Annotated in this window: 9 protein-coding genes; 2 read left to right on the top strand and 7 right to left on the bottom strand. The window is 70.2% G+C overall.

Annotated features, from left to right (window positions below):
• Positions 1–10: 10 nt before the first annotated feature.
• Positions 11–742 carry a siderophore-interacting protein gene (locus OG963_RS26060; RefSeq protein ID WP_030927953.1) on the top strand — a complete coding sequence of 244 codons (732 nt, stop codon included), beginning with the start codon at positions 11–13 and terminating at the stop codon, positions 740–742.
• Positions 743–779: 37 nt separating this feature from the next.
• On the opposite strand, the gene OG963_RS26055 is transcribed toward OG963_RS26060, so the two are convergent.
• The 6 genes from OG963_RS26055 to OG963_RS26030 all read right to left on the bottom strand — a co-directional run bounded on the left by OG963_RS26055 (position 780) and on the right by OG963_RS26030 (position 8,926).
• Entirely contained in the window at positions 780–2,345 is a 1,566-nt protein-coding gene (locus OG963_RS26055) for an APC family permease (RefSeq protein ID WP_093776329.1), read from the bottom strand.
• A gap of 246 nt (positions 2,346–2,591) precedes the next feature.
• Positions 2,592–4,055 carry an aldehyde dehydrogenase family protein gene (locus tag OG963_RS26050; RefSeq protein ID WP_371799494.1) on the bottom strand — a complete coding sequence of 488 codons (1,464 nt, stop codon included), beginning with the start codon at positions 4,053–4,055 and terminating at the stop codon, positions 2,592–2,594.
• Entirely contained in the window at positions 4,052–5,791 is a 1,740-nt protein-coding gene (locus OG963_RS26045) for an amidohydrolase family protein (RefSeq protein WP_093930433.1), read from the bottom strand. The genes OG963_RS26050 and OG963_RS26045 overlap by 4 nt, the downstream gene beginning before the upstream one ends.
• Before the next feature lie 154 nt (positions 5,792–5,945).
• Positions 5,946–7,067, bottom strand: a complete 1,122-nt coding sequence (locus tag OG963_RS26040; protein ID WP_093776323.1) for an LLM class flavin-dependent oxidoreductase — start codon at positions 7,065–7,067, stop codon at positions 5,946–5,948.
• Positions 7,068–7,181: 114 nt separating this feature from the next.
• Positions 7,182–7,967 (bottom strand): SDR family NAD(P)-dependent oxidoreductase, encoded by a 786-nt coding sequence (locus OG963_RS26035; protein ID WP_371799493.1) that lies wholly within the window; start codon positions 7,965–7,967, stop codon positions 7,182–7,184.
• Positions 7,968–7,978: 11 nt separating this feature from the next.
• Positions 7,979–8,926 carry an LLM class F420-dependent oxidoreductase gene (locus OG963_RS26030; RefSeq protein ID WP_093776320.1) on the bottom strand — a complete coding sequence of 316 codons (948 nt, stop codon included), beginning with the start codon at positions 8,924–8,926 and terminating at the stop codon, positions 7,979–7,981.
• 277 nt (positions 8,927–9,203) lie between these two features.
• Between OG963_RS26030 and OG963_RS26025 the strand changes: the two genes are divergently transcribed.
• Positions 9,204–9,641: a VOC family protein gene (locus OG963_RS26025; RefSeq protein ID WP_093776318.1), complete on the top strand. Its 438-nt coding sequence runs from the start codon at positions 9,204–9,206 to the stop codon at positions 9,639–9,641.
• 11 nt (positions 9,642–9,652) lie between these two features.
• Here the strand turns inward: OG963_RS26025 and OG963_RS26020 are convergent, their stop codons facing one another.
• On the bottom strand, positions 9,653–10,414 hold the full coding sequence (locus OG963_RS26020; RefSeq protein WP_093776643.1) for a class I SAM-dependent methyltransferase: 762 nt from the start codon (positions 10,412–10,414) through the stop codon (positions 9,653–9,655).
• Between the last annotated feature and the right edge of the window lie 317 nt (positions 10,415–10,731).

The raw sequence follows: 10,731 nt of genomic DNA, 5'->3' as shown, positions 1-10,731 counted from the left end.
GGAGACAGCTGTGGGGCATGGCTGGGAGGGCGTCGTCCTCAAACTCATGCGCGGGAAGGACTTCGAGTTCACCGTGACCGGGGCCGAACAGGTCACCGACGACTTCCGCCGGGTGCATCTGACCGACGGCGGGCTGCTCGCCGCGACCGGCGGCGCGCACCCGACGATGTGGGTCAGGATCTGGTTCGAGCAGGCGGGCAGACCGCACCAGCGCGCCTACACCCTGGTCGACCCGGACCCGGCCACCGGGACGTTCAGTCTCGAATTCGCCCTGCACGACGGCGCCGCGAGCGACTGGGCACGAAAGGCGCAGCCCGGCGACACCATCGAGGCGACGCTCCAGGGCACCGGCTTCACCCTGCCCGAGCCACGGCCCGCCCGGCTCTTCGTGATCGGCGACCCGGCCTCCCTGCCCGCCATCAACTCCCTGCTGGACGCGGCCCCGCGGACCCCGGCGACGATCTGGTTCGAGACGACGCACGACTCCGACGAGGAACTGCCGTTCCGGCTGGACCCGGACCGCCACACCCTGCACAGGGTGCCGCGCCGCGACGCGGGTGCCCACCTGGTCGACGAGGTGAGGGCCGCGCTGCCCGCGCTGCTCGGCGACCCCTCGGAGGCGTACATCTGGATCGCCTGCGACACGGCCACGACGCGCTCGCTGGCCACGTACGTACGCAAGGAACTGGCCGTCGCCAAGGAACGGGTGAACGCGCTGGGTTACTGGCGCACGGCCGCCTGATCGCCGCCCCGCCCCCCACGCACCCGCGGGTGGCCGCTCAGTCCTCCACGACCAGCGCGGGAGTCTCCTTCGTCAGCACGTCTCCACGGAAGAACGAAGGGCTCCTGCGCTGCATCACCAGCATCAGGACCACACCGAGAAGCAGCAGCCCGACGCCGATCACGAACACCGAGCCGACGCCGAGGACCGACGAACCGGAGCCGTAGGACGGATCCCACATGTCGTAGAGGGTCTTGGAGAACACCGCGGTGAGCAGGATGCCGCCGGCGACCGGGAAGAGGCCCTTGAAGACAAGGTCCCGGGCGGAACGGGTGAGTTCGGCGCGGAAGTACCAGGCGCAGGCGAAGGCCGTCAGCGCGTAGTAGAAGCAGATCATGAGGCCGAGCGCGTAGATCGTGTCGACCAGGACGTGCTCGCTGACCAGGGTCATGACGGTGTAGAAGACACCGGTGGCGACGCCCGCCGTGACGGTCGCCTTCCCCGGGGTCCTGAAGCGCGGGTGGACGCGGGCGTACGAGGCGGGCAGGGCCTCGTACGTGGACATCGCCAGCACCGTGCGGGCCACCGGGATGAAGGTGGTCTGCAGGCTCGCGGCGGCCGAGGCGAGGACGGCGACGAAGAGCAGGATGCCGAGGCCGGGGCCCATGACCGGGCCGGCTAGCGCGGCGAAGACGTTGTCGGAGCTGTCCGGGTCGGCCAGACCCGGGCCGGTGGTGCCGGAGCCGACGGCCATCTGGGCGGCGACGGCAGTGGCGAGGTAGGAACCCACCAGGACGACCATGGCGATGAGGGCGGCACGCCCGGGCGTCTTCTCGCTGCCGATCGTCTCCTCATTGGCGGTCAGGCAGGTGTCCCAGCCCCAGAACATGAAGATCGACAGAGACAGACCCGCGGTGAAGGCCGCGAAGGACTTCACGGCGAACGGGTTCAGCCACGACCACGAGAAGTCGGCCGACGTCGCGAAGTCGCCGCTCGTTCCCTTCTGTACCGCCATCGCCACGAACAGGGCGAGGACCACGAGTTGGAGTCCCACCAGCGCGTACTGGAGGCCCTTCGTGGTGGTCATTCCCCGGTAGCTGATCGCGGTGGCGGCCGCGATCAGGAGGAGACAGGTGAGGATGTGGACGGGCTTGCTGTCGTCCAGCGCGGCGATCGAGTCACTACCGGTGATCTCGCCGGCGAGCAGCCAGAAGTACGAGGTCGCCACGCCTGCCAGGTTCGACAGGACGATGATCGTCGCGATGACCAGGCCCCAGCCGCACATCCAGCCGATGCGCGGGCCGAACGCCTTCACCGTCCAGGTGAAGGAGGTGCCGCAGTCCGGCATGACCTTGTTGAGTTCGCGGTACGCGAACGCGACCAGCAGCATCGGCAGGAAGCCGGCCAGGAAGACAGCGGGCATCTGGACGCCGACCTCGCCCGCGGTGGAGCCGAGGGTGGACGTCAGGCAGTAGACGGGCGCCACGGTCGAGATGCCGATGACGGCGCTGCCCATCAGGCCGACGGAGTTCCCGCCGAGCCCCTTGCCGCGTACACCGCCGTCGGCCGGGGCGGTGCCCGGTACCGCGTCTCCGGCCCGGGGCCGCGCGTCCAGCTGAGTCATACAAGGGACGGTATGCGCTGCGATATCCACATCCGGAGGGCTGAACTCCGAGACCTCCCTCTTGAATCATCGCCTTAATTGCAGCTGTAATTCGATGAATTGAAGGAGAATCGAGTACGGGACCTGCCGATGAATGGCGACCTTCGATCGGGATCCCGTGCGAGAACCGCAGCTCCGTCCGCTTTGTGCTGGTTCAGAATTTTCCCGCGCCTGTCCGCATACCGGACGGACGCGCCGCAGCGGTGCTCAGCCCGGCCAGACGATCGCCTGCAGTTCGCTGTACGCGTGCAGCGCGTACGAGCCGACGTCGCGCCCGACTCCGCTCCTCTTGAACCCGCCGAACGGGGCCTCCATGTTCCGGCCGATCGTGTTCACCCCGACTCCGCCGGCGCGCAGCCGCCGCGCCACCCGGAAGGCCCGGGCCACGTCCCCGGACCACACGTAGTCGATCAGTCCGTAGTCGCTGTCGTTGGCGAGTGCGATGCCTTCCTCCTCGTCGTCGAAGGGGACGACCACGACGACCGGGCCGAAGATCTCCTCCCGGACGACCCGCATGTCGTTGGTGCAGTCGGCGAGGAGCGTCGGCGCGACGTAGAAGCCCCGGTCGACGTGCGACGGCCGCGCGCCGCCGGTGACCACCCGCGCACCCTCCTTCCGGCCGAGATCGACGTACGCCTCGATGCGGTCGCGGTGGGCGGCGGAGATGACCGGCCCGACGACCGTGCCCGGCGCCGCCGGGTCGCCGACCGCCAGACGCCCCGCATACGCGACAAGCTTCTCGATCAGCGCGTCGTGGCTGCCGCGCTGCACGAGGACGCGCGTCGGAGCCGTGCAGATCTGTCCGCTGTAGAACGAGAACGTCGTGCCGATGCCCGCCACCGCCGCGTCCAGATCGGCATCGTCGAGGACGACTGCGGCGCCCTTGCCGCCCAGCTCCATCAACTGCCGCTTCATCCCTCGCCCGCACACCTCGGCGATGCGTCGTCCGACGGACGTGGAGCCGGTGAAGCTGACCATGTCGACGTCCGGCGAGTCGACGGCCGCCTCGCCGGCCTCAGGGCCCGAACCCGTGACGACGTTGACGACCCCCGACGGCACGCCCGCCTCGGCGAGGGCCTCAGCCATCCGGTAGACGGAGAGCGGGTCCTGCGGGGCGGGCTTCACGACCACCGTGTTGCCCATGGCGAGCGCGGGGGCGACCTTGCCGGCCGGGTTGGCCCACGGATTGTTGTACGAGGTGATGCAGGTGACGACGCCGACCGGCTGGCGTACGGCGACCGCGCCGAAGACACCGGCCCGGCCCATCGGACCTGCCTCGTTGATCTGCGGCGCGATCGCCTCCTCGACGGGCTCCAGGGCGCCCTTCGCGTACCGCCGGAAGCGGGCCGCGCCGACGGCGACCTGCATGGACCGCGCCGTTCCCGTCGTCGCGCCGCTCTCCGCCCGGGCGAGCGCGGCGTTGGCGGTGAGGTCGCGGTGCATCAGGTCGGCGGCGCGGTCGAGAATCGTGGCCCGCTCCTCGGGGCGGGTGCGGGACCAGGCGGGGAAGGCCTCACGGGCCGCGGCGGCCGCCGCGTACACCTGCTCGCGGCTCGCCTCGGGTGCGAGACCGACGGTCTGCTCCGTGGCCGGATCGATCACCTCGTAGTGGCCGTGGTCGGGCTCGGTCCACTCTCCGCCGATGAAGAGGCGCTGGGGTGCGGTGGTCATCGGGTGCTCACCGTCCGGGTGTCGCGGCCGGAGCGGAGCACGGTACCGGGGACCGCGCCGGTCACCTTGTCGTCGCGCAGCGTCTCGACGCCGTTGACGCGGACCGACACGATGCCGATGGCCTTGGAGTCGAGGCGTGGGCTGTCGCCGGGCAGATCGTGGACGAGGGTGGCGGGCCCGGCGTCGATGCGCTCGGGGTCGAAGAGCACGAGGTCGGCGTGGAAGCCTTCCTGGATCCTGCCCCGGTCGCGCAGCCCGAAGAGCTGGGCGGGGTCGTCGGTGAGCATCTTGACGGCCTGTTCGAGGGGGACGAGTTTCCGGCCGCGCAGGCAGTCACCGAGGAAGCGGGTGGTGTACGGGGCGCCACACATCCGGTCCAGATGGGCGCCCGCGTCGGAACCGCCGAGCAGGACGTCCTCGTGCTGCCAGGTCCGCTGCCGCAGCGCCCAGGAGTCCGGGTCGTTGTCGGTGGGCATGGGCCACAGCACCGTACGCAGCTCGTCGGCGGCGCAGATCTCGACGAGGCAGTGGAACGGGTCCTGGCCGCGCTCGGCGGCGATGTCGCGTACGACGCGCCCGCTGAGGCCCTCGTTCGCCGCGCTGTACGTGTCGCCGATGACGTACCTGCCGAAGTCGGCGAGACGCCGGAAGACGCCTGCCTCCTTGCTGTCGGCACGGCGCAGCATCTCGGCGCGGACGGCGTTGTCGCGGAGCCGCTCGATCCGTTCGGGGACGGGGAGGGAGAGGATCTCGCCCCAGCCGGGGATGAGGTTGAGGGCGCAGAAGGTGCCGAGCGACATGTTCATGGGGGTGAGGATCGGCATGGTGAGGGCGACGATCCGGCCGCCCGCCCGACGGGCGAGTTCGCTGGGGACCAGCTGGCGCGGTACGCGTTCGGGGACGGCGGCGTCGACGGTCAGGACGTTCCAGTTGAGGGGGCGGCCGGCGGCGGCGGTCATGTCGACGAGGAGGTCGATCTCGTCGTCGGAGAACTGGTCGAGGCAGCCCGCGACGATCGCTTCGAGCTGGGTGCCCTCGTGTTCGCCGACGGCGCGGGAGAGAGCGAGGAGCTCTTCGGGCAGTGCGTGCCGGGAGGCCACGGGCTTGCCGTCGCCGTCGGAGTGCGTGGCGGACTGAGTGGTGGAGAGCCCCCAGGCACCGGCGTCCATGGCGTCGTGGAGGAGCCTCAGCATGGCGTCGAGCTGGGCGGGTCCGGGCTGTCCGCCGACCGCGTCGGCGCCCATGACGTGCCGGCGCAGGGCGCAGTGGCCGACCATGAACCCGGCGTTGACGGCGATCCGCCCTTCGAGGGCGTCGAGGTACTCGCGGAAGGTGGACCAGGACCAGTCGACGCCCTCCTCCAGGGCCTTGAGGGCCATCCCTTCGACCTTGGACATCATGCGGCGGGTGTAGTCGGCGTCGTCGGGCCGGTCCGGGTGGAGCGGGGCGAGGGTGAACCCGCAGTTGCCACCGGCGACGGTGGTGACGCCGTGGTTCATGGACGGCGTGGCGTACGGGTCCCAGAAGAGCTGGGCGTCGTAGTGGGTGTGGGGGTCGACGAAGCCGGGGGCGAGCACGAATCCGGTGGCGTCCTCCGAGGTCACGGCCTCCTCGGTGAGGGTGCCGGGCTCGGCGATGACGGCGATGCGGCCGTCGCGGACACCGAGGTCGGCAATGTACGAGGGAGCACCGGTGCCGTCCACGACGGTCGCTCCGCGGATGAGGTGGTCGAGCATGTCGGGTTCCCTTCTGATCTGTACGGGATGCAGCCGGGGTGCGTACGACCGCGGTACGCACCCCGGCTCGCGGAGCGGCGGTCCGGGAAGACGCCGCTCCAGCTCATGCCGCTCCGGCGATCGAGGAGCGGGGATCCGGGGGCAGCTCCCCCGCCTACGCCGCCGTGCGGAACCGCGTCGTCCGGTGCACCGGATCCGTATCGATCTTCGGAATCACATGTTCACCGATCAGCCGGATCGAGTTCATCGTGTCCTCGCGGCTGATCCCGATCGGCAGCCCGAAGCTCAGCTGATCCGCCCCCGCCTGCTCCCACCGCCGGCACTGCCGCAGCACCTCGTCCGGATCACCGCAGATCATCAGCTCCTCGGCGATCAGCAGCTCGATGATCTCCTCGCTGTACTCGGGCAGCAGCTCCGGCCACTCCGGAATGCCTTCGGGCCTCGGGAACGTGTCGTGGTAGCGGAACAGCAGCGACTGCAGGTAGTTCAGCCCGCCGCCGACCGCGATCTCGACGGCCTTGGCGTGCGTCTCGGCGCATATGGCCGTCGACGTCACCATGACGTTGTCGTTGACGAAGCCGCCGACCGGCTCCGCGTCCTTGACGGCCGTCTTGTACGAATCGACGACCCACTCCATGTCGGAGACCTTCTGCACGCTGAACCCCAGCACGCCGAGCCCCTTCCTGGCGGCCATGGCGTACGAGGACGGCGACCCGGCCGCGTACCACATCGCCGGGTGCGACTTCCCGTACGGCTTCGGCAGGATCTTGCGGGGCGGCAGCGACCAGTGCTTGCCCTGGAAGCCGACGTACTCGTCCTGGAGCCACATCTTGGGGAACTCGGCGATGGTCTCTTCCCAGAGTTCCTTGGTGTGGTTCATGTCGGTGATGCCCGGCATGAACCCGAGGATCTCGTGGCTGCCGGCCCCGCGCCCCGAGCCGAACTCGAATCTCCCCTCCGACAGATGGTCGAGCATGGCGACCTTCTCGGCCACCTTCACGGGGTGGTTGACGGGGGCGAGGGGGTTGAAGATGCCGGAGCCGAGGTGGATCCGTTCGGTGGCGTGCGCGAGGTACCCCAGGTACACGTCGTTGGCCGAGAGATGCGAGTACTCCTCCAGGAAGTGGTGCTCCGAGGCCCAGGCGTACTTGAAGCCGGACTTGTCCGCCTGGATGACGTACTCGGTCTCCTCGATCAGCGCCTTGTGCTCCGCCTCGGGGTCGACCTCGGCGCGCGCGGCGGGTACGTACCCCTGTACAAACAGCCCGAATTCCAAGGGGGTTCACCGTCCTCAATCATTTCTGACACATCGTCAGATTGTGATGCGACCGACTGTTCCACCGACGGTCCGACCCGTCAATAGCTGACGCTCCGTCAGCTATTGACGCCCTCAGAAAAGACTGACGCCCGCCAGCCACCCGCCGTCGATGACGAACGGCTGACCGGTGATGTACGAGGAGTCGTCCGAGGTCAGGAAGAGCGCGAGGGCCGCCACCTCCTCCGGTTGTCCGATCCGCCCGAGCGGCACGAGCTTCTTGTAGAGCCCGGCCACCGCCTCCCTTGACTCCTCCGGGTCCGCGGCCGGATCCAGCGCGGCCGGATTGGTCATCGCGGTGTCCACGGCCCCGGGGCAGACCGCGTTGACCCGTATCCCCTTCGCCGCGAGCTCGACCGCCGCGACCCTGGTCAGCCCCAGCACGGCATGCTTGGTCGCCGCGTACGCCCCCACGAAGGCCATCCCGGTGAGCCCCGTGTACGAGGCGGTGTTGACGATGGTCCCGCCACCCGCGGCCTCTATCTCGGGGGCGACGTTCTTGATCCCCAGGAACGCGCCGACCTGGTTGACCTGCACGACCTGCCGAAACTCCTCCAGAGGCGTCGACACCAGCTCGTTGAACCGCAGGATCCCGGCGTTGTTGACCAGCCCGTCGATCCTCCCGAAGGCGTCCTTGGCGGTGGCCACGGCGCGCTGCCACTCCTCCTCCCGGCTCACATCGAGATGCACGAACCGGGCGACCCCCTCCCCCAGCTCCTTCGCCAGGGCCTCCCCCTGGTCGTCGAGCACATCGGCGATCACCACCCGCGCGCCCTCGGCGACGAAGAGCCGCGCCTCCTGCTCACCCTGCCCGCGCGCCGCGCCGCTGATGAGAACGGTGCGCCCATCCAGCTTGCCCATGTCCCTACTCCTTACTGCTGGTCGAGGTACGGAGCGACATCGGCGGCGAACGCCGCCATCTGATCGGTCAGTTCGCCACGACTGCGACTGCGGAACCGCACCTGGATCTGGTGCACACCCATCGCCCCGTACGCGCGCAGCGACTCGGCCATGGCCTCCGGCTTCCCGCTGAGCGTGCGCCGCCCCACGGACCACGCCGGCTCCCCCACGTACAGCGGCTCGGTGATGGCACCGACGACCAGCGGCTCCTCGATACCGGCCTCCTCCCGCAGCGCCCGGACTCCGGCGATCTGCTGCGGCAGCCGGTCCCTGGGGTCGCCCTGCGGCAGCCACCCGTCCCCGCGCAGCGCGGCCCGGCGCAGGGCGGCGGGCGAGGAACCGCCCACCCAGACGGGCACCCGCTCCTGCGCGGGCCGCGGCCGCTGCCCCAGCCCGCTGAACGAGAACCGTTCCCCGGCGAACTCCGGGTACTCCTCCGGCCCGAGCGCGGCCTTCAGCGCGTCGATCGTCTCGTCGAGCACGCCGCCGCGACCGTCGAAATCCGCCCCGAGCGCCTCGAACTCCTCCCGCACATGCCCGGCCCCGACCCCGAGGATCAGCCGGCCGCCGGACAGGTGGTCGAGGGTGGCGTACTGCTTGGCGGTGGCGAGTGGGTGACGCAGCCCGACGACGGCGACATGGCTCATCAGCAGAACGCGTTCGGTGATCCCCGCGAGGAAGGCGAGGGTGGCCACCGGGTCGTACCAGACGGTGCTCATGACCTCGGCGAGCCGCCGAGGAATCGCGACATGGTCGCAGCTCGCCAGATAGGCGAAGCCGGTGCGGTCGGCGGTGCGGGCGATCTCGGCGAGATCACCGGGCCCGGCCGAGGCCTCCCACGCTTCCGTATAGATGGTGCTCTGCGACTGGACCGGGAGCTGCATCCCGTACGACAGTCGCCCGGCGGGCAGTATCGGCACCGGGTCGCCTCCCTTCCTCCGTGTCCGCCCCGACCGAATCTGACGTACCGTCATTTTCGAGGCGGGTGCCATCGTCGTACCTGACGGTGCATCAGACAAGAGGGAGGGAGTACAGCGGCTCCGTCGCCCGGGCGGTCGCCGGACAGCCGTGTCCGGCGGTTGGAGCCGGTACGTCCCCCGGCCGGTCGATCACATCCGGCGTGAGACCGCTGCCGCACGGGTGTCAGAGGCGCGCGATACGGTCCCTGTCATCGACCCGGACCGAGGAGTAACCACCATGTCGACCAGGTGGACCGTGACGCTCGACTGTGCGCATCCGGCCAGGCTGGCGGAGTTCTGGGCGCTCGCCCTCGGCTACGTGCCGAAGCCTCCGCCCGCCGGTTTCGGGAGCTGGGAGGAGTGGTTCGCCCACCACGGCGTCCCGGAGGAGGAGTGGGACGACGGCGCGTACCTGAGCGATCCGGAGGGGGTGGGGCCGACGCTGTCCTTCCTCAAGGTGCCGGAGCCGAAGGTGGCGAAGAACCGCATGCACCTGGACGTACAGGCCGGTGGCGGCCGCGAGACGCCGTGGGAGGTGCGGTGGCCGCGCGTGACCGAGGCGGTCACCCGCCTGACCGCCGCCGGCGCGACCGTGGTGCGCGAGTACGAGATGGACGGCCGGCCCGATCACGTGGAGATGGCCGACCCGGAGGGCAACGAGTTCTGCGTGGTCTGACTCCGGCCCCGTCACTGCGTGGCTGATCCGCCGGGCGGCGTCCGCGCGTCACGGCGGAACAGGGCCGTCCATAGGAACGACTCACCGAAGTACGGGGACTCGGGCGGCTCGTCGTGCATACGGCGCAGTTCGACCTCCGTCAGGTCGGAGAAGATCCGGCGCAGGGACTCCGGCGTGTAGGCGAGCCCGCCGTGCAGGCCGGACCCGCGGTAGAACTCCGCGTCGGGGAGTTCGGAGCCCATCCTTCCGGCTGCGAAGCAGGTGAGCGCGAGGTGGCCGCCGGGGGCGAGGACGCGGTCCAGCAGGGCCAGGTAGCTGATGCGGCGGTGCGGCGGCAGGTGGTGGAAGCAGCCGGAGTCGTGGATCAGGTCGTACGGGCCGTCCGACTCGGCCTCGGTGAGGGCGAAGGCGTCACCGCAACGGAACCGGATGTCGGCCCCTGCCTCACGAGCGCGCTCCTCGGCCCAGGAGATGGCGGCCGGGGAGAGGTCGACGGCGTCCACCTGGAAACCCAGGGAGGCGAGATGGAGAGCGTTACGGCCCGGGCCGCACCCGAGGTCGAGCGCCCGACCCGGCGTGATCAAGGATCGGTCGAGGTACGAGACCAGGTTCTCGTCCGGTTTCGCCACGAAGAACGGCACCGGCTTCGAGCGGTCGCCGTAGAACCCGTCCCACCAGCCGGCCCCGTCCGTCGTCCAGCGATCGGCCTCCGGCGCGAACAGGCCGTCCATCAGCTTCAGGACGTCGTCGATCGTGCGTATGTTCCGGTCCATCGGATCCCCTTCCACGATGGGGACACGGTAGGGCCGCACGACACAGAATCCCAGCTCAGGCGGCATGCGGAAAGGCCGCGAAGAGGCGGCCGGGCGACTCGTCCGGACCCGGCGACGACCTCATCCCCGACCGCCCCGCACGGTCTCCCACGCCCCTGCCGAAGGCCGTCACGGCGGCATTCCCGGGCACGCTCACGCAGCTTTCTCGGCGTTCTCCGCGGCCGCCGACGCGTCGTCGGGCTCGGTACCCCGCCGGGGCCCCGGCGGCCGCTCCACCTCGTACCGGCCCGGCCGCCCCGCCTGCCGGGCCGCCCCTC

This window comes from Streptomyces sp. NBC_01707, assembly GCF_041438805.1.
Classification (GTDB): Bacteria; Actinomycetota; Actinomycetes; order Streptomycetales; family Streptomycetaceae; genus Streptomyces.
Note: the sequence above shows the minus strand (reverse complement) of the source record. Positions and strands in the feature narration are given on the sequence as shown.